At 59.0% G+C, this 18,523-nt stretch carries 18 protein-coding genes and 1 tRNA gene; 7 read left to right on the forward strand and 12 right to left on the reverse strand.

Annotated elements, in window-relative coordinates; genetic code table 11:
* Positions 1–41: 41 nt before the first annotated feature.
* The 5 genes from NAC44_RS13530 to tesB all read right to left on the reverse strand — a co-directional run bounded on the left by NAC44_RS13530 (position 42) and on the right by tesB (position 6,693).
* Positions 42–701, reverse strand: coding sequence for an outer membrane lipoprotein carrier protein LolA (locus NAC44_RS13530; RefSeq protein ID WP_250941572.1), 660 nt, complete (start codon positions 699–701; stop codon positions 42–44).
* Positions 702–922: 221 nt separating this feature from the next.
* Positions 923–3,541, reverse strand: coding sequence for an FtsK/SpoIIIE family DNA translocase (locus NAC44_RS13535; RefSeq protein WP_250941574.1), 2,619 nt, complete (start codon positions 3,539–3,541; stop codon positions 923–925).
* Positions 3,542–3,840: 299 nt separating this feature from the next.
* Positions 3,841–5,211, reverse strand: a complete 1,371-nt coding sequence (locus tag NAC44_RS13540) for an ammonium transporter (RefSeq protein ID WP_250941576.1) — start codon at positions 5,209–5,211, stop codon at positions 3,841–3,843.
* A 29-nt stretch (positions 5,212–5,240) separates the two neighbouring features.
* Entirely contained in the window at positions 5,241–5,579 is a 339-nt protein-coding gene (locus NAC44_RS13545; protein ID WP_250941579.1) for a P-II family nitrogen regulator, read from the reverse strand.
* A gap of 229 nt (positions 5,580–5,808) precedes the next feature.
* Complete coding sequence (gene tesB, locus NAC44_RS13550; protein WP_250941581.1) at positions 5,809–6,693, reverse strand: acyl-CoA thioesterase II; 885 nt, start codon at positions 6,691–6,693, stop codon at positions 5,809–5,811.
* 190 nt (positions 6,694–6,883) lie between these two features.
* Here tesB and NAC44_RS13555 point away from each other — a divergent pair, with 190 nt between their 5' ends.
* Positions 6,884–8,098 (forward strand): ubiquinone biosynthesis hydroxylase, encoded by a 1,215-nt coding sequence (locus tag NAC44_RS13555; protein WP_250941583.1) that lies wholly within the window; start codon positions 6,884–6,886, stop codon positions 8,096–8,098.
* A gap of 68 nt (positions 8,099–8,166) precedes the next feature.
* Here the strand turns inward: NAC44_RS13555 and NAC44_RS13560 are convergent, their stop codons facing one another.
* From NAC44_RS13560 to trxA, 3 genes are all read right to left on the reverse strand, one after another.
* Positions 8,167–8,355, reverse strand: a complete 189-nt coding sequence (locus NAC44_RS13560) for a Trm112 family protein (RefSeq protein WP_250941586.1) — start codon at positions 8,353–8,355, stop codon at positions 8,167–8,169.
* Positions 8,356–8,365: 10 nt separating this feature from the next.
* On the reverse strand, positions 8,366–9,040 hold the full coding sequence (locus NAC44_RS13565) for an LON peptidase substrate-binding domain-containing protein (protein ID WP_250941587.1): 675 nt from the start codon (positions 9,038–9,040) through the stop codon (positions 8,366–8,368).
* A gap of 373 nt (positions 9,041–9,413) precedes the next feature.
* The gene (gene trxA / locus NAC44_RS13570) at positions 9,414–10,385 is read right to left on the reverse strand and encodes a thioredoxin (protein WP_250941588.1); all 972 of its coding nucleotides are present in this window, start codon (positions 10,383–10,385) and stop codon (positions 9,414–9,416) included.
* 62 nt (positions 10,386–10,447) lie between these two features.
* Here trxA and NAC44_RS13575 point away from each other — a divergent pair, with 62 nt between their 5' ends.
* Positions 10,448–10,657 (forward strand): hypothetical protein, encoded by a 210-nt coding sequence (locus tag NAC44_RS13575; RefSeq protein ID WP_250941589.1) that lies wholly within the window; start codon positions 10,448–10,450, stop codon positions 10,655–10,657.
* A gap of 8 nt (positions 10,658–10,665) precedes the next feature.
* On the opposite strand, the gene NAC44_RS13580 is transcribed toward NAC44_RS13575, so the two are convergent.
* Positions 10,666–11,175, reverse strand: coding sequence for a prolyl-tRNA synthetase associated domain-containing protein (locus tag NAC44_RS13580; RefSeq protein WP_250941590.1), 510 nt, complete (start codon positions 11,173–11,175; stop codon positions 10,666–10,668).
* Between the two features lie 281 nt (positions 11,176–11,456).
* On the opposite strand from NAC44_RS13580, the gene NAC44_RS13585 reads away from it, so the two are divergent.
* Positions 11,457–11,531: transfer RNA gene (locus NAC44_RS13585), tRNA-Gly, on the forward strand.
* A 116-nt stretch (positions 11,532–11,647) separates the two neighbouring features.
* The gene (locus NAC44_RS13590; protein WP_250941591.1) at positions 11,648–12,670 is read left to right on the forward strand and encodes a glycosyltransferase family protein; all 1,023 of its coding nucleotides are present in this window, start codon (positions 11,648–11,650) and stop codon (positions 12,668–12,670) included.
* On the opposite strand, the gene copD is transcribed toward NAC44_RS13590, so the two are convergent.
* The 3 genes from copD to NAC44_RS13605 are packed head-to-tail and all read right to left on the reverse strand — an operon-like array spanning position 12,661 to position 14,360.
* Entirely contained in the window at positions 12,661–13,557 is an 897-nt protein-coding gene (gene copD / locus NAC44_RS13595; protein WP_250941592.1) for a copper homeostasis membrane protein CopD, read from the reverse strand. The genes NAC44_RS13590 and copD overlap by 10 nt on opposite strands.
* Positions 13,554–13,925, reverse strand: coding sequence for a copper homeostasis periplasmic binding protein CopC (gene copC / locus NAC44_RS13600; protein WP_250941593.1), 372 nt, complete (start codon positions 13,923–13,925; stop codon positions 13,554–13,556). Before copC ends, copD begins: the two co-directional genes overlap by 4 nt.
* Positions 13,926–13,964: 39 nt before the next feature.
* A complete protein-coding gene (locus tag NAC44_RS13605; RefSeq protein WP_250941595.1) occupies positions 13,965–14,360 on the reverse strand; it encodes a hypothetical protein in 396 nt (131 codons plus the stop codon).
* Positions 14,361–14,503: 143 nt separating this feature from the next.
* Here NAC44_RS13605 and NAC44_RS13610 point away from each other — a divergent pair, with 143 nt between their 5' ends.
* The 3 genes from NAC44_RS13610 (at position 14,504) to NAC44_RS13620 (ending at position 18,482) form a co-directional block, all read left to right on the forward strand.
* Positions 14,504–16,729, forward strand: coding sequence for a primosomal protein N' (locus NAC44_RS13610; protein WP_250941889.1), 2,226 nt, complete (start codon positions 14,504–14,506; stop codon positions 16,727–16,729).
* A gap of 84 nt (positions 16,730–16,813) precedes the next feature.
* Positions 16,814–17,182: a DUF4345 domain-containing protein gene (locus tag NAC44_RS13615; protein WP_250941597.1), complete on the forward strand. Its 369-nt coding sequence runs from the start codon at positions 16,814–16,816 to the stop codon at positions 17,180–17,182.
* A gap of 262 nt (positions 17,183–17,444) precedes the next feature.
* Entirely contained in the window at positions 17,445–18,482 is a 1,038-nt protein-coding gene (locus NAC44_RS13620) for an MBL fold metallo-hydrolase (protein WP_250941599.1), read from the forward strand.
* Positions 18,483–18,523 lie beyond the last annotated feature (41 nt).

Raw genomic sequence — 18,523 nt, forward strand, 5'->3', positions numbered from 1 at the left:
TTTCATGTCCACGGCTTTGCATATGCGGAGAAAAGCCTCGGTCAGTTTTTATGGATCTCGTCATAGGGTACTTGAAACACCCGTGGGTCGAAATTCACGCCCTGCTGTACATTGAAGATCATCACCGACGTATCCTTGCCCTGGGCATCTGTTACCGTCCATTGCCGCAGCTCGAAGGTCTTGGGGTCGAACATCAGGGTGATGGTCTGATTGCCGAAGATTGAATCGTCGCCCAGCACGATGGTGGTCAGATCCTGCTCTTCCTTGACCTGCTTCACCATCTGGTGGGAGAGATCGATCTTGTCGGCGAGCAACAGGCTGAGCGGTGTTTTCGACAGGGGATAGACCTGCCATGTGCCGAGCTTGACATTGCCGATGGCGATGTTGTTGCCGTCGGAAATGACCCTTAACGGTGAGGGTTGCTCATAATTGAAGCGGAGCTTGCCGGGGCGCTCGATATAGAATTTCCCGGCGGTCTGATCGCCCCGTGGTCCGAACTGGACGAACTCGCCCATCATGGTCTTGACCGAGGCGAAGTGGTCGGCAATGCGCTGGGCGGTGCTGGATTCTTCCGCCCGCGCGGGTTCGCCCATGATCAGCCCTGCGGTGGCTGCAACACCAAGACCGGCGAGGCTATGGGCCAGAAAACGGCGGCGGTTGATGGTGAGAAAACCAGCCGGAGTGGCCTTGTTGTTGTACATTCTGATCTCCTTCTGGCAGAAGTCATGGGGCATGAAGGCGGCGTGATGATGACAGGATCATCATTGGACGGGATGCTTGCCGATGATAATGCCGTGATGCAACAAACGTTCCAGTGAGTAGAATTGCCCGAAGCAGGTCCGTACGGCACGATCCCGCTCGTATGGGTGTTTTTTGCGGATTTTGCGGGAGGACACCGGTTTTCACTTTTACAGTCCGGTCGTTATCGATCAATGATGTCGGCTTCTGTCGGTACGAGGATTTCCCGTTTGCCGGCGTGATTGGCCGGACTGATAATCCCTTCCTGCTCCATCCGCTCGATCAGTGAAGCGGCTCGGTTATAGCCGATGCCGAGGCGGCGCTGCACATAGGAGGTCGAAGCCTTGCCATCGCGCAGCACGATGGCGACAGCCTGATCGTAAGGATCGTCGGAGCCTGCCAGCCTGCCGGTTGCGGCGCTGACATCGTCGTCTTCCTCGTCCTCATCGATGGTGATGGCGTCGAGATAGTCCGGCGCGCCCTGGGTTTTCAGATAGGCAACGATATCCTCGACTTCATTGTCGGAGACGAAAGGTCCATGGACGCGCTGGATACGCCCGCCACCGGCCATATAAAGCATATCGCCCATGCCGAGAAGCTGTTCTGCCCCCTGTTCGCCGAGAATGGTGCGGCTGTCGATCTTCGATGTGACCTGGAAGGAAATGCGCGTCGGGAAATTCGCCTTGATCGTGCCGGTGATGACGTCGACCGAAGGGCGCTGGGTTGCCATGATGACGTGAATGCCTGCTGCGCGTGCCATTTGCGCCAGCCGCTGCACCGCGCCTTCAATGTCCTTGCCCGCCACCATCATCAGATCGGCCATTTCATCGATGACCACGACGATATAGGGCAGGGGCTTCAGGTCGAATTCCTCGGTTTCGTAGATCGCCTCGCCGGTCTGGCGGTCGAAGCCTGTCTGCACCGTGCGCGTCAGCACCTCGCCGCGCTCCATCGCCTGCTCGACCCGGCTATTGAAGCCGTCGATGTTGCGCACACCGATCTTGGACATTTTCTTGTAGCGCTCTTCCATCTCGCGCACGGTCCATTTCAGCGCCACGACGGCCTTTTTCGGATCGGTGACGACGGGGGAGAGTAGATGCGGAATGCCGTCATAGATCGACAGTTCCAGCATTTTCGGATCGATCATGATCATCCGGCATTTTTCCGGCGGTAGGCGGTAGATCAGCGACAGGATCATGGTGTTGATCGCCACGGATTTACCGGAGCCGGTGGTGCCAGCGACCAGAAGATGCGGCATCTTGGCGAGATCGGCAATCACCGCCTCGCCGCCGATGGTTTTGCCCAGCGCCATCGCGAGCTTGGCTTTGGACCCATGGAAATCCTGGCTGCCAATCAGTTCGCGCAAATAGACGGTCTCGCGCGAGCGGTTCGGCAATTCGATGCCGATGGCATTGCGGCCCGGAACAACGGCGACGCGGGCGGCAATCGCGCTCATCGAGCGGGCGATATCGTCGGCAAGGCCGATGACGCGCGACGACTTGATGCCGGGCGCAGGCTCCAGTTCGTAAAGGGTCACGACCGGGCCGGGCCGGACTTCGATAATTTCGCCGCGCACGCCGAAGTCGTCGAGAACCCCTTCCAAAAGCCGGGCATTCTGCTCCAGTTGGTCGACGGACAGGGTTGGGTCCTTGGCAATGCTGCGCGGTTCGGCGAGCAGCGTCACCGAGGGAAGCTGGAAACCACCCGCCTGTCGCGGCTGCTCCGGTGCGGCTGTCATCCGCGGGCGCTGGCGTGCCGATGCCGTGCGCGAGGGCGCAAGGGCTTTGCCATGCGGGTTTTCATCCTCATCGTCATAGAGGATATCGTCTGCAGCTCGTCCCCGGCCTGCCATGGTCAGCGGCGGTTCAACCCTTTGTCGCATGCCATTTGCCGATTGTCCCGAGGTTGCTCTGCGTCCGGCGGCAAAATCGGGATCGGCGCGCAGGTCGCTCTGATCGTCATCATAGCCGTCATCGGCCATGCCCTCATTGAAGTCATAAGGTTGATCGGGGGTGTGCTGCTGACGCGGTTTCGGCCGGATGCCAAAGATGCGGCGCATACGTGCCTGGGCGGTATACCAGGCATGAACGCTGCCGCCGGCCATGACGGCGATGAAGCCGGGGCGGTCGGCATCCTCTTCTTCGTTGTCCTCCTGAGGCTGGCGTTTGCCAGCCTTGGCAGATGCTCTGGCGGTTTTCTGCATCAGTGCCTTAAGGTCGTCTTCCGTCTCGCGGCCGATCAGGCCTGCGGCAAACAGCATCAGCCACAACATGGGGATGGACAGCAGCGCCCCCAACACCATAGCAAAGGTGCCGGTTGGATAGGTGCCGATGAAAAGTGCCGGAAAGCGCAGGATCATGTCGCCGATCACCCCGCCAATGCCGCAGGGTAGCGGCCAGGTCCTGGGCGGAGGGAAGCAGCCAAAAACCGCCGAGGCGACGACAGCGCCAACGGCGGCGGCAGCCAGACGCCGGGGCAGGCGGGTAATGGCACGACCGGAGATCAGCGACAGCGACCAGGCCAGCACCGGCAGCAGCGCCGCAACCGATGCCAGTCCCAGAAACTGCATGGAAAGATCGGCATAGGCCGCACCTGAATAGCCGAGAAGGTTTGTCGGCAGACGGCTTGTCGCATAGGAAAAACTCGGATCGTCGACATTCCAGGTCGCAAGTGCTGCAACAGCCGCCATAAGCCCGGCAAACAGGGCAAAACCCACCAGCGTCATCAACTGGCGCAGAATAAATCCGGCGACGATCGCACGGGGCGATCGTTCCTCCATGAATGCTAGGGTGGTTTTACTCATTCCCGTCTCGCTGTCAGCCTTTCATGGCAGGTGAGGAAAGAGTCCGGTTTCATCGGCGCGCGAATCGGACATTGGATATCAGGATAAGCGTGATGAGGTTAATACTCCTTTAACCAATGTTTTTTCACGGTGGCGGATTGCAGGATCGCCGATATCGCAAGGCATGTGATCAACTCCATGATGGCGCATCAGGGACAACATCTCCGCTTGATTGCGGTCTGCCGGGGATGAAAAAAGCCCGGACGCTGGCGTCCGGGCCGGATTGATGGGCGAATGTTTGCCCCAAAGGGCCACAGTGCTCAGGAGTGGTAGGCGGCTTCGCCGTGGGAGGCGAGGTCGAGACCTTCGCGTTCGGCTTCGACGCTGACGCGCAGGCCGACGATGGCATCGACGATCTTGTAGAGGATGGCCGAACCGATGCCGGTCCACAGGATGGTGATGACGACAGCCTGGATCTGCACCATGACCTGACCGCCCATGGTCTGGCCGGCAGCATAGCCGACGCCGCCGAGCGAGGAGCTGGCGAAAATGCCGGTGGCGATGGCGCCGAACATACCGCCGATGCCGTGAACGCCGAAAACGTCTGCGGTATCGTCATAGCCGAACTTGTTCTTCACCACGGAGACGAAGAAGTAGCAGAGAGGCGAGACGATGATGCCGAGCACGATGGCACCCATCGGGCCGACAATACCGGCAGCCGGAGTGACGGCAACCAGACCGGCGACCATGCCGGATGCGGCACCCAGCATCGAGGCTTTGCCACGGGTGAAGGATTCGACCGCGCACCAGGAGAGTGTTGCCGCTGCGGTTGCGACGAAGGTGTTGACGGTGGCCAGCATCGCGCCGCCGGAGGCTTCCAGGTTGGAACCGGCGTTGAAACCGAACCAGCCGACCCACAGCATGGCGGCACCGACAAAGGTCAGCGTCATCGAGTGCGGTGCCATCATGTCCTTGCCGTAACCGGTGCGCTTGCCGATGATGAGTGCACCGACAAGGCCGGCAACACCGGCATTGATGTGGACGACGGTGCCGCCGGCAAAGTCAAGCGCGCCGAGACCGAAGAGATAGCCGTGCGAATCCCAGACCATATGAGCAACCGGGAAATAGACGAAGGTGGCCCAGAGAATGCAGAACAGCACTGAAGCGGAAAACTTGATGCGTTCGGCAAAGGCACCGATGATCAGCGCCGGTGTGATGGCGGCAAAGGTCATCTGGAACAGCATGAAGATCATTTCCGGGATGACAACGCCCTTGGTGAAGGTGTCTGCCGTGGTGTCGGTGGTCACGCCGGCAAGGAACATCTTGGCGAATCCGCCGAAGAAGGGGTTGGAGCCGCCGCCAAAAGCGAAGGAATAGCCGTAAAATACCCAGATGAGCATGACGGCGCAACCGATCACCGTGCACTGCATCAGGATCGACAGCATGTTCTTGGCGCGCATCAGCCCGCCGTAAAACAGCGCCAGACCCGGGACGATCATGAACAGCACGAGAATGGTGGAAATGAACATGAAGGCGGTGTCACCCTTGTTCGGCACAGCCGCAGCTGCGGTGGTGGCCGCTGCAGCAGCTGCAGGTGCCGCATCCTGGGCAAAGGCAATGGCCGGCGCCATCAGGGCCGCAGCGGCAGCCGCAAACCGCAGGGCATGAGACTTGAGGTTGGTGGATGTCATTTTCTGTAAACTCCCCTTGACGGCTCAACTTACAAGGCTTCGGTGTCGGTTTCGCCCGTGCGGATGCGCACGGCCTGATCGATCGAATAGACAAAAATCTTGCCGTCGCCGATCTGGCCGGTCTTGGCGGCGGAAGCGATCGCCTCGACGGCCTTGTCGGCGAGGTCGGAAGGAACGGCCACTTCGATCTTCAATTTCGGCAGGAAGCTGACGGCATATTCCGTCCCGCGATAGATTTCCGTATGTCCCTTCTGCCGCCCGTAGCCCTTGACTTCGGTGACGGTCAGGCCCTGGATACCGACAGCCGTGAGGGCTTCGCGCACCTCGTCCAGCTTGAACGGCTTGATGATGGCCATCACAATCTTCATCTGGTTTCCCATCCTCTGGTTTATCCTCGGCTTTTAGAGCCGCTCTCCGTGCCGAGCGCCAGCATGCGCCAGCTTCGACTGCCTCATGACATTCAAACGGCGTGCCAGATTGGGTTGAGAAATTAACCTATTGAAAATTATAGATGAATCTTTTCTCAATCAAGAAAAAGGCAAATGATTGAGCAAAAGGCACATGATTTTTGCGCAAACGCAATAATATGCCTAATAATTAATCATTTGCCTTTTTCCGGATCAGGCCTTCCTGGGCCACAGAGGCGATAAGCTGACCACTGCGTGTGTAGATTGCGCCACGGGACATGCCGCGCGCACCTGAGGCGCTTGGACTGTCCTGGGTGTAGAGCATCCAGTCGTCAAGCGGGGCGGATCTGTGAAACCACATGGCGTGATCAAGGCTTGCAGCCTGAATGCGCTGATCGAAAATCGACACGCCATGGGCATAAAGCGAGACGTCGAGGAGGGTCATGTCGGAGAGATAGGCAAGAACAGCACATTGCAGCCGCCGGTCATCCGGCATAGGGCCGGTGATGCGCACCCAGAAATCAGCTTTCGGCTCCAGTTTTTCCTTGCTGATGTAATGGCGGAAGGAGGTGGGGCGAAATTCCACCGGGCGGGGTCTGCTCCAGTACTCGCGGACATTGGCGGGAGCGTCGCCAAGGACCATGTCACGAATTTCCTTTTCCCCCATCAGTTGTTCCGGCGGGGTAATGTCGGCCATCGCAAACTGGTGGTCATAGCCCTCTTCCTCATGCTGAAACGACGCCAGCATGGAAAAGATCGCCTTGCCATGCTGAATGGCCAGAACCTGCCGGGTGGCGAAGCTGCCGCCGTCGCGCAGGCGTTCGACCTGATAGATGATCGGCACGGACGGATCGCCGGGACGCATGAAATAAGCATGCAGCGAGTGGACTGGGCGTTCTTCGTCCACTGTGCGCTGGGCGGCAACCAGCGCCTGGGCAATGACCTGTCCGCCGAAAACCCGCTGCCAGCCGACCTGAGGACTCGTGCCGCGAAACAGATTGACTTCCAGTGGCTCCAGGTCGAGCGTTTTCAACAGGAGGTCTACCGGGGTCTCGGTGACAGGGGGCTGCGTCATTTTGCAAGGGCTCCGATGGTAGGAAGACAGACAAAGCTGATCTATATAGACAAACAGAGCGTTACTAAAGCGCGGCGCGTTTTGCTGGATTGGGTTGAACCGCGCTTTAGCGATTATTTTTTCGCATGTCGGTTGTCGTTCCATTGAGGGCAATTTAACGCGACATGCTTGAGCGACAAGGGAGCAACGGATGACGGATATGATTGTGGTTGGTGGAGGCTATGTCGGTCTTGCCGCAGCCCTTGCCGTCAAGACGGCGGCCCCGCATCTTGAGATCACGGTGATCGAAGCTTCGCCGGAGAATGCATGGCAAAAGGATCCGCGCGCCTCCGCCATCATTGCCGCGGCCACGCGGATGCTTGATGTTTTCGGTGTCTGGAACGAGATCGAAACGCAGTCGCAGCCGATCCACAAGATGATCGTCACCGATTCGCGCGCAGCCGATCCGGTGCGTCCGGTTTTTCTCACCTTTGACGGGGCTGTCGAGGAAGGCAGGCCCTTTGCCTACATGGTGCCGAATGTCGCCATGGTCGGGGCGCTTCTGCGTGCCGCCAGAGAGGCGGGCATCGTCATCCGCAACGGGGTGAAGGCCGAAGCGCTTGCCGATCGCGGCGCGTCAGCCGAGGTGACGCTGAATGACGGCACGGTTCTTTCGGCGCGGCTTGTCGTTGCCTGTGACGGGGTGCGCTCGCATATGCGGGATCTGGCAGGGATCAAGACTGTGACCTGGTCCTATGGACAATCTGGGATCGTTGCGACCGTCGAGCATGAAAGGCCGCATCAGGGCGTGGCGGAAGAGCATTTCCTGCCGGCCGGCCCCTTTGCCATTCTGCCGTTGACGGGCAACCGCTCGTCGCTGGTCTGGACAGAGCGTAGCGCCGATGCAGACCGCCTTGTTGCCTCCGACGATCTGGTGTTTGAAACGGAACTGGAACGGCGTTTCGGCCATAAGCTCGGCGCGATCCGCAGTGTTGGCGATCGGCGCGCCTTCCCGCTGGGGCTGACCCTGTCACGCGCCTTCGTCAAGCAAAGGCTGGCACTGGCGGGTGACGCAGCCCATGGCATTCATCCGATTTCGGGCCAGGGCCTCAATCTTGGCTTCAAGGATGTTGCGGCGCTGGCCGAAACCGTGGTCGATGCCGACCGGCTTGGTCTCGATATCGGCGACCTGACGGTACTGGAACGCTATCAGACCTGGCGGCGCTTCGATACCTTCCGTATGGGGGTAACGACTGATGTGCTCAATCGGCTGTTTTCCAACGATATCACCCCGTTGCGCATTGCCCGCGATTTCGGTCTGGGGCTGGTGGATCGTCTGCCGAAGCTGAAGAGCTATTTCATTACGGAAGCGGCAGGAACGGCGATCAAGGATGGGCCGAAGCTTCTCGCCGGTCATGCTTTGTAACTTCAATGGTTACCGGTTGACGCTCTGCAACATCCTGTATTGGATAAAATACAGGATGTTGCAGATGTTCAATCCTCGATCTTGCGGGCTTCAGAGACCAGCATGATCGGTATGCCGTCGCGGATCGGATAGGCGAGCTTTGCCTTTTCCGAGACGAGTTCGTTGCGGTCACGATCCAGCGTCAGGCGGCCATAGGTGAGGGGGCAAACGAGAAGCTCCAGCATCTTGGGGTCTGCCCCATGCATACGATGATCCATGGTATCCCCTTTACTGCAGGGTCCGGTCGGACTCGCCCGATCCGCGCGCCAGATAGATTTCCGTAATGGCTATCAGGGTTTCAGCACGGCTTTTGAGATCCGGGGCTTCCAGAAGCGCTTGTTTTTCCGCTGGTCCGAAGGGGGACATCATCGAGAGCGAATTCACCAAAGTCAGGTTGCTGGCCCGCTGAACACTGTCCCAGTCGGCTTCCAGCGTGTTGGCTTCGAGATAGGCGCGAAAGGTTGCCAGAAGACGGCTGCGATCGACGCTCTCTTCTTCCTGGGCGGCGCTCAGGTCGGTAACAAAGGGCGATATCCTGATCTGCCGGAAAGGATGATGCGAGCGCACCTCGCTGATCACCCTGTACCGGCAAAGACCACTGAGCGAGACGATATAGCGTCCGTCCCCGGTTTCGGCAAAGGAGGTAATCCGGCCAAGGCAGCCAACCGGGGCAAGGGCCGCCTGACCGCCATCGGTTGGCGAAGGCTCTGTCAGAGAGGGTTGAACCATGCCAATCAGCCGGTTGCCACGCAGGGCGAAATCAAACAGTTCAAGATAGCGCGGCTCGAAAATGTTCAGCGGCAATTGTCCTGCCGGAAGCAGCAAAGCACCCGTCAGGGGAAAAACCGGCACGGTTTCGGGCAGATCCTCTGCTGTCAGATAACGGGCATTGCCGACTTGCATCTTATCCTCCACATAGTTTGTCCGGAAAAGTGGGAACCGGTTTTCCGATCAGACAAACGATCTTCTCTTCATCTCTTGTCCGGAAAAGTGGGAACCGGTTTTCCGATCAGACAAACGATCTTCTCTTCATTTCTTGTCCGGAAAAGTGGGAACCGGTTTTCCGACCCGCCACACGCTACCCACTCTATCTGCCTGACGGCAAAAACAGGAAACGCTTCCGACCGCGCACATGATTGTCATCTCCTGTGATCGTCTGGAAACCCGGGCCTTTCAGAGAAAACCTCTGCCGGACCGGTTCAGGCACTCGCTCTGCGGTCATGCCGTTTTACACGGCCGCGATGGCGGTTTGCCCCCTTGCCATCCTGATCGCGGTTCAGGAAAACAGCATGGCGGAAAGTCTGCGGCGTGCCTGTATCGTTGCCGGATCGGTGGGGCCCCAGACTTCAAAAAACTGCAGAAGCTGCCGGCGCGCACCGTCATCGTCATAGGCGCGGTCCTTTTTCATGATCGTCAGAAGATGCTCGGCTGCTTCCTGTCGCTTGCCCTCGACATTGCGGATCTTGGCAAGCTTCATCCGTGCATCATGGTCGTCCGGCGACAGCGTCAGCTGATGTTCAAGCGCCACCGGGTCTCCCAGTTTGCGCGCTTCTTCGATCTGGTCGAGCTTTTTCGTCACTGCCTGAATGTCGGCGGCCTTGGCCAGCGTCTCGGAGAGGCCGGACAGCACCTCGCGTGCCCGGGCAAGATGGTTGAGACCGATCAGGCATTCGACAATGCCGCAGACAGCCTTCGAATTGTCCGGATCGGCCTGATTGATGGCGGCATAAAGCTGGGCTGCCCCTTCATAGTCGCCCTGATCGAGGAGGCCTGCGGCCTCTTCCAGCACCATCTCGATTTCTTCGGCCTGATCGGCGCCGCCTTCCGGGCCGCCCAGACGATCGATGAACTGTTGTACCTGACTTTCCGGCAGGGCGCCCATGAAGCCGTCGGCAGGGCGACCGTTAACAAAGGCAATGACGGCGGGAATGGACTGAATGCCGAGCTGACCGGCAATGGAGGGATGGTCGTCGATATTCATCTTGACCAGCTTCACCCGTCCTTTGGCGCCATTCACAACCTTTTCAAGAACCGGGGTCAGTTGTCGGCAGGGCCCGCACCATGGCGCCCAGAAATCCACGAGCACCGGCTGTCTGCGCGATTCGTCCAGCACATCCTTGGTGAATGTCTGGGTGGTCGTATCCTTGATCAGACCACCGGCGGCCTGGGGTGGGGTGTCTGCGCCAAACTTGACCTGTCCGGTCATCTGCCCCGCAAAGCCACCATAAGGATTGCCTGTATTGCTCATTGCCGTCTCCCGACCCTGTTTTGTTGATGTCCATCCGGTTCTGAGCGAACGGCACGGACATCATGAATCCTGTGTTTCGTCTGTCTTCCGGCGAAAGTGAAAGCCTCGTTTCACTCCGGTCGGATTATGCTCTTCAATCCGGCCCGGCCCAGGCCCGGTTCGAGCAGACATTGGACGATGTGTTGGCTCTTGTCAGCGCATTCTGCGCAAGGATGATCTTCGAACCGGATGGAAACAGTCTCGCGCATACTGCACCATTCCTGATGGTATAAATCGTATGTCAGGACGTTACTTTCAAGACAAGCGGGTGATGTCCCGTCGCCTCAAGAAAATGCATGAGATCCTGGCTGCGGATCGAGGTCGTGGCATCGTTGGACAGGGGGTGGCAGTTGATGATCTCATGGGTCATCAACTCGCTGTCGAGCACGATGGTAACGGCCTTGTCCACATCGTTGATCGCGCCAAAGGCGGTGACAGACCCCGGCACGACGCCCAGAAATTCCATAAGCTGTTCAGGTTTGCCAAAAGAGAATTTGCTGGCTGCCCCAACCACCTGATGAACCGTTTTCAGATCGACTGTGGCGGTTTCCTCCACGACCAGAAGAAAATAGCGGTCTTTGCGGTCCTTGACGAACAGGTTTTTTGTGTGGGCGCCGGCAATTTCATCCCGCAGTGCCACCGCCTCCGCCACGGTAAAAACCGGTGCGTGGGTTTTCGTGGTGTGGAGAATGCCAAGGTTGTCGAGAAAGGCAAAAAGCTGGTCACGGGTCTTCGGGGTGTTGCTTGTCATGCTGGTCCTGCCTGGAACATGTCGCGATGATCGCATTCACGGCGACAGGTTTTCAATGTCGGCTGTCAGTCATAAGGGTTGGTGGCCCGCAAGGCAATCAGCCTGTGTCAGGATTGGAAATTTTCCAGTTTTCGCAATGACTTCACAAGGAGTTGGAAAAAATCTCCGACAAACTGTCATTTCCCTGTTGCATTCGCAAATCAGTTGGGTCATATAGCCCCCGTCGCCGCAAACAAGCGACCTTCGGTTCAGCGAACTACCCCGAACCGATGATCTAGTGAGCGGGTGTAGCTCAGGGGTAGAGCACAACCTTGCCAAGGTTGGGGTCGAGGGTTCGAATCCCTTCGCCCGCTCCAGATCCTCCTTAAACTTGGAGGATATTTATAAGGCATCTCCTTATTTTCTTGTCAGTATCGTTGAATAGATGTATTTCGCGATAAGCTCTCGCGGATTCACAAGGGTCTTTTCATTGATGCGTTTGCTGACGATTGTGTTGCCCAGCCGGCGCAGCCTGCCCGAATGCCGATTTTCGATTGAAACGACGCTGGTCTATGCCGAAAAAACGGATGCTCAGATCATTGTCGCGGATAATTCCGCCGATCCGCTGAAGGCTGACTGGCTCCAGAGTCTGGGCCCCCGGCTTCGGCGAATTGACACGGTTGGTTGCGATGCGATGGCCAATCTCGTCATGGCGCTGGAACAGGTGGAGACGCCGTTTCTGATGCCGATGGCCGATGACGATGCGGTCTTTTTGCTGGATGACATTGTCCCGCTCGATCTGGCCGAACTTGCCGCCGATGTGGTTGCCGTGCGACCGCAGACGCTGACGTGGCAGGACGCGACCGGTATCAGACATATCACTTGTGCTTCAATCGATGGGCAGGGGCCGCATGAGCGGTTCCGCCAATACAGCCATACCAATGGCGGCAACAATGCACTCTATTATAGCATTTATCGCAGTGCGGTGTTTGCCGCTATCGTCAAGCGGTTCGAGCGGCACCATCCGACCCGCGGTGCCTATGGCGACTGGAGCATGATATTTGCCCTTTTGGCCTGCGGCAAGGTGCTGGCCGATCCGGCACGGGTCTATCTCTATGATTTCGAGCAGTGGAGCGATCCTGTCAGGCAGGACGGTGCTGTTAAGCGGCTGATGCAGCAGGCGGGCTTGCCGGAAAATGCGGTAGATTATCTGTTCCTGTTGCAAGGTCTGGATTTGCATGGTCTGCTCGCCTGGGATGGTCTGCCGCTTTCGGCTGCGGTCCGACAGGAAGCATTGCTCGCCAATGCCCAGGAAATGTATTTCTATCACTTCCGTGAATATCTGGCATCGCAACCTGAGCGGTTTCCTGAGGCCGTTCATCGGGCCATGGCGGATTTCGACAAGCATGATCAGCCGGAGCAGGCCGTACTGGCCTGTCTGCCGCTGATCGAAGCGCTGAAACCCGGGTTGGGTGAGGCATATCGCCGGTATTGCAACCTTCCGGCTCAGGCATAAGGCGTTGGATCCATGATGCCGAAAGCCGCCACAAGAGCGATGGCGCCAAGCCCCAGCGCGATGGCCGCCAGCGTGGCCGAACGAATGGTGTGAAGCGCCTTGTCCGGGCTGGTTTTCAGCCGGGGAACGAAGCGATAGCGATTGAGGATGGCAAGGCCGGTCATGACCAGTGCCAGCAGGATTTTCACCGCTAGAAGCCGCTGATAGGGAACGTCCAGCCGCAGCCAGAGTGTGCCGACAATCAGCCAGCTGTTCAACGTTCCGGTGATCAGGGTCACGGCCACGGCGACATGACCCAGTGTCGAGAAGCGGATCAACCCCTCCATGCTCTCATCCCGGTCACGGGGAGAAGACGCCAGCTTTTCCAGCAGCACCACCACAGGCGGCAGAAAGCCGAGCCAGGCGCTGGCGGCCAGAATATGCAAAACCATGCTGGCCGACAGAAGCGTGCCGAGAAGCCCGTCATGCATGGCGGCGTGACCGCTGATGGCCATGCTGGCCAGCAGCAATGCCGCCAACAGGCTGACACTCTGAGGTCTGCGGGCTTTGGAAAGACCATAGGTCACCAGCAGAGCCAGAGTCAGCGCCATCTGTATGCCCAGTTGCAGGCCTGTGCGGGTGTCGAGGAGAATGTCGCGGATCAGGGAAACATGGCCGAGATCGCTCCAGCCATTGCCGATCAGGGCAATGGTGGCGGCCCATTTTCCGGCAAGACCCAGAATGAGCGCGGTGATCGCCAGATCGTAAAGGGGAGCAAGCCGCCTTTCCAGCCGGGCGCTGAGCGGGTCGGTCAGCACGATCCACAGGAAGACATGGCCCCCCCATAACAGGAGGGCCGCGCTGTCAAACGCAAAGCGGCTGACGATGAGGATTTGTTCCGGGCTCACGGCTTGACGGTGAAGCTGGTCATGCCGTGGGTCTTGTGGCCGTCCTCAGACAGGGCGTGCCAGTCAACCATGTAGGCGCCGGGTGCGAGCGTGCCCTCGAGCGGCACGGTCAGGGTTTTCTTGTCCTGGCTCAGGCTTTCCGTTCCGGTTTTGATTTTTTCATTCTTCGGACCCGTCAATTCAATGCCGGAGAATTTCAGGTTCAGCTCTTCGGTGAAGTTCAGGACCAGCTGTTTCGGTGCGGTCGCCACGGTGGCCTTGTCGGCCGGGACGATGGTTTTCAGATGCGCATGGGCAAAGGCCTGGGCCGTCAAGGCAAGGGTGGCGGCAAAGGCAAGGGCGCCAAGGCGAGCAAATGGAGTTTTCATGATGACGATCCTTCTGGATGCTGTTTGACAATGGGGTGTTCAGACAGTCATCAGGGTCGGTGGAGGGCGGGCCAGCGTCAGGAGGGCAAGCTCATGCACCAGAAGCAAAGGCTGCGCGCTCTCAGGAGCATCGATGAAAAACCAGTCCCGCACGGACATCGCCGTTGCGGGCGGGCTCGGCAGCAGGGTCGAAGCGTTGATGCGGCAGGCCGGACAGGGGCGATCCACCAGGTGGTGATGCTGTTTCTCTTGCGCTGTGCCCTCATTGTCCGTCACGCAAAGGCTTGGAAGAGAGCCGTCAGGCAGGCGATAGGCGGCAAGATCGGCAACATTGCCGGCATCGGCCACCATCGTCGGCATCACATGGGCAAAACCAATGGCGGCCAAAGCCAGCACGCAAAGCGCGTGCACAGCCATCCGTCCCATTCGCTTCATGCCGCCCATCTGTTTTCCCGCAACAAACATGGACTGGCTTAACAGGCGTCATGCCGCCATTCAATGCCAAGATCGGTTTTGACCTGTGCCCTGTCGTCGCAGCCGTCTTTTATTTTGGGCCGGAACACGGCATGGTCTTCGGGATGAAACGCGAATCGTCGGATCTGTTCGGCCCGCTGGTGCAAAAGCCGGCTGCGCAAAAAACTGTGTCTGTTCTGGTGCCCTTGCCGACGCCGGGACCCTATAGTTATGCCTTGCCGGAACCGTTGCGGGCTGAACCGGGCGCTGTCGTGCAGGTGCCACTTGGCCCGCGCAAGGTGATCGGCGTGGTCTGGGACGAGGATGGCAAAAACGCAGATGCGGTGATCGACAGCCGCAAGCTTCGCCCCATCGAACAGGTCTTCGATTGTCCGCCGCTCGATCCGACCATGCGCCGGTTTATCGATTGGGTCGCTTCCTACACGCTGTCGCCGCCGGGGCTGGTGGCGCGCATGGCCTTGCGCGCACCGGCAGCGCTCGATCCCGAGCCGATGGTTGAAGGTTTGCGCTTTTGCGGCCATGTACCGGAGCGGATGACACCGGCACGGCAAAAGGCGCTGGAACTGGCCCGCGACGGTTTGAGCTGGACGCGCAGCGGGCTTGCCCATGCTGCGGGTGTCTCGCTCTCGGTGATTGACGGTCTGGTCAAGCAGGGCGTGTTTGAAACGGTGTTCCTGCCGCCGCCGCCCTTGGTTGCCGCTCCTGATCCGGATTATACGCCGCATCGGCTGGCGGGCGTGCAGCAGGAGGCCGCCGAGATACTGATCGAGGATGTGCGCCAGGGCGGTTTTTCCGTCAGTCTCATTGATGGCGTTACGGGCTCCGGCAAAACGGAGGTGTATTTCGAGGCGATTGCCGAGACCCTGAGACAGGGACGTCAGGTGCTGATTCTTTTGCCGGAAATTGCCTTGACGACGGCATTTCTGCAGCGTTTCGAAGACCGGTTCGGCGCCAGACCGGCGGAATGGCATTCCGATCTGGCCACCCGCACCCGCGAAAAGGTCTGGCGGCAGACGGGCAGCGGCGATATCCGTGTCGTGGCAGGCGCGCGCTCGGCCCTGTTTCTGCCCTTTGCCGATCTGGGCCTGATCATCGTCGATGAGGAGCATGACCCGGCCTTCAAGCAGGAGGACCGGGTGTTCTACAATGCCCGGGACATGGCCGTGGTCCGGGCGCGTCTTGCCTCCATCCCCCTTGTGCTGGTCTCTGCAACGCCCTCGGTGGAAAGCCAGGTCAACAGTCTTGCAGGCCGTTACAAGCGCATTCATCTGCCGACCCGTTTTGCCGATGCCGCCATGCCGGACCTGCACCTCATCGATATGCGCCGACATCCGCCTGAACGCGGCGGTTTTCTCTCGCCCGTCATGTTGCGCGCCATTGGCAAGACAATTGCGCAAAAGCAGCAGGCGCTGCTGTTTCTCAATCGCCGCGGTTATGCGCCGCTGACGCTCTGCCGGGTCTGCGGCCATCGGTTTCAGTGTCCACATTGTTCAAGCTGGCTGGTGGAGCATCGGTTTCGCGGGCAAATCCAGTGTCATCAATGCGGCTATGCTGAAACAACCCCGCATGCCTGCCCGGAATGCGGCACGCTGGACCATCTCGTTGCCTGTGGGCCCGGGGTGGAGCGCATTGCCGAGGAGGCGGAAAAGCATTTTCCCGAGGCACGCATTCTGGTGCTGTCATCCGATCTCGGTGGTGTCAAACGTCTGAGGCTGGAACTGGAAGCCATTGCCAAGGGGGAAGCGGATATCGTCATCGGCACACAGCTCGTCGCCAAAGGGCATAACTTTCCGCTGATGACGCTGGTGGGGATTGTCGATGCGGATATTGGCCTCGCGAATGGCGATCCGCGCGCGGCAGAACGGACATTTCAGCTTTTGAGCCAGGTGACAGGCCGGGCCGGGCGAACCGGCCTCAAGAGCCATGGTTTGTTGCAGACCTATCAGCCGCAGCATCCGGTGATGCAGGCGATCGTTTCCGGGGATGCCGAGGCGTTTTACCAGCGTGAGATTGCCGAGCGTGAGCGGGCGCTTTTGCCGCCTTACGGGCGGTTGGTGTCCATCATCGTTTCGGCGGACAATCGGGCCGATGCGGAGGCCCATGCCCGGGCTTTGCGGCAGGCTGCTCCTCCAGCCAAGGGGATTGCCATCCTTGGACCGGCGGAGGCGCCCCTGGCGCTGATCAGAGGGCGTTATCGCTTTCGGCTGCTGATCCATGGGGCAAAATCTAGCGATATGCAGGGTTTTGTCCGCGTGATGCTGGAACAGGCGCCAAAAGAACGCCGCTCCTTGCAGATACAGGTGGATGTCGATCCGCAAAGCTTCTTATAAACCGCCATCGCTTCTGCCTGTTCTCAGGCAGAAAAGAGGACAAGAGATACAGTTGGCGGGCTGCGTACTGAACCGGGAGGTGACATGCAATTTTATTTTCCGACAGATCCTGGCGAGCAACTCGCCTATGCGGGATCGGTACTGTTGTCGCTGATTGGGCTCTTGATGATTGTCACTCCCGGGATGTTCCAGGCTTTCGTTGAAGGGCACCGTCAAGGAAAAGCCGTCTGGCGGCTTACGGGAGGCCTCATGGCAGGGGCGGGTGTCGCTGCTTTGCTGCTGGCCCAGCCGATGGTCTATCTGGCCTTGGGGCTGGCCTTGCTGGGAGGGGGGGGCGGTCTTGTCGTCTCTCTGGTTTTTGATGGTGCAAAGCCAAGGCGATGCCTGTTTCTGATCGGGGTCTTCGTTCTGGCAGCTCTGCCGCTCCTCTATGCCTTCGGTCTTGTGGACTGACCTTGCGTCGTTGAGGAAGGCATACGTTTCCCTGACAAACTCCCATGTCTCACCGACTCTGGTGGACTGAATGGAGTTTGACATTGATGTTCCGTGCATGACGACGCCCGACCAAGATATTGCATGCATTTCTTTGGATATCGGGCCGCAGTCACCACCTCTGCTGCGGCAAGGCCATGCCTGCGCCTGGTCAAGCCTGTCTGTACATAATCAAGATTGTGTGCCCCCCCCTTTTTATGAAGGCGAGTCGGGTTTACATATCATGCTCTATGAATCCTCTGAGACGTTCGGAACAAACGGAAACCGCGTGAAGAACCCTTATTATTCAGGCCCGGTGACAGATCATTTCGACGGAACCCGTTTTTTCAATCCGGGCGGCGTGCCGCCCTTGGGTGCTGCTGATATTCTGCGCTGGAAACTGAGGGGCAAGCCTGCCCGATGGCCACGTCGGGTCAGCCTGCCGGAGGGGCCGGTCAAGGCGCCGCCTCACGTCGCCGGAGCCGATCTCAGGGTCACCATGATCGGCCATGCCTCGATGCTGATCCAGACGGACGGGCTGAATGTGCTGACCGATCCGGTGTGGTCGAGGCGCGCCAGTCCGTTTACGAGCCTTGGGCCGCGCAGGGTGATCGAGCCCGGCATACGCTTTCAGGACCTGCCGCAAATTCATGCCGTTCTGGTCACCCATAATCATTATGACCATCTCGATCTCGAGACGCTGCAGCGTCTTCAGGATGAGTTTCACCCGATCATCATCACTCCTCTGGGCAATGAGACCCTGATCCGTCGGACCCTGTCTGCGGCCAAAATCGTCTCGCTCGACTGGGGTGAAGGTTTTTCCGAATGGGATGGCATCACCATCACCGCTGAACCCTGCCATCACTGGTCGGCGCGCGGTGTCGGAGACCGCTGCATGGCGCTATGGGCGGCCTTTGTCCTGACCACCTCCTCAGGGTCGATCTACCATGTTGGTGACACGGGATTTCACAACGGGATAAACTATCGCGCGGCGGCGGAAAAATATGGCGGATTCCGCCTTGCCATCCTGCCGATCGGCGCTTATCAACCGCGCTGGTTCATGCGCGGACAGCATCAGGACCCGAAGGAAGCGGTGGAAGGTTTTCGTCTCTGCCGGGCCTCTTACGCCATAGGCCACCATTTCGGCACCTTCCGTCTGACCGATGAACCGATGGGCGAGCCGCCGGAACAGTTGCAGCAGGCGCTGATCGCAGCCGACATCGAGCCGGATCGGTTTCGTGCGCTCAACGCGGGCGAGGTTTTCGACGTTCCGCAACCATGATAGGTTAGGCGAAGAAGATTTCGCATCGGTCGAATGCGCAG

The organism is Allorhizobium sonneratiae, from assembly GCF_023700755.1.
GTDB lineage: Bacteria > Pseudomonadota > Alphaproteobacteria > Rhizobiales > Rhizobiaceae > Allorhizobium > Allorhizobium sonneratiae.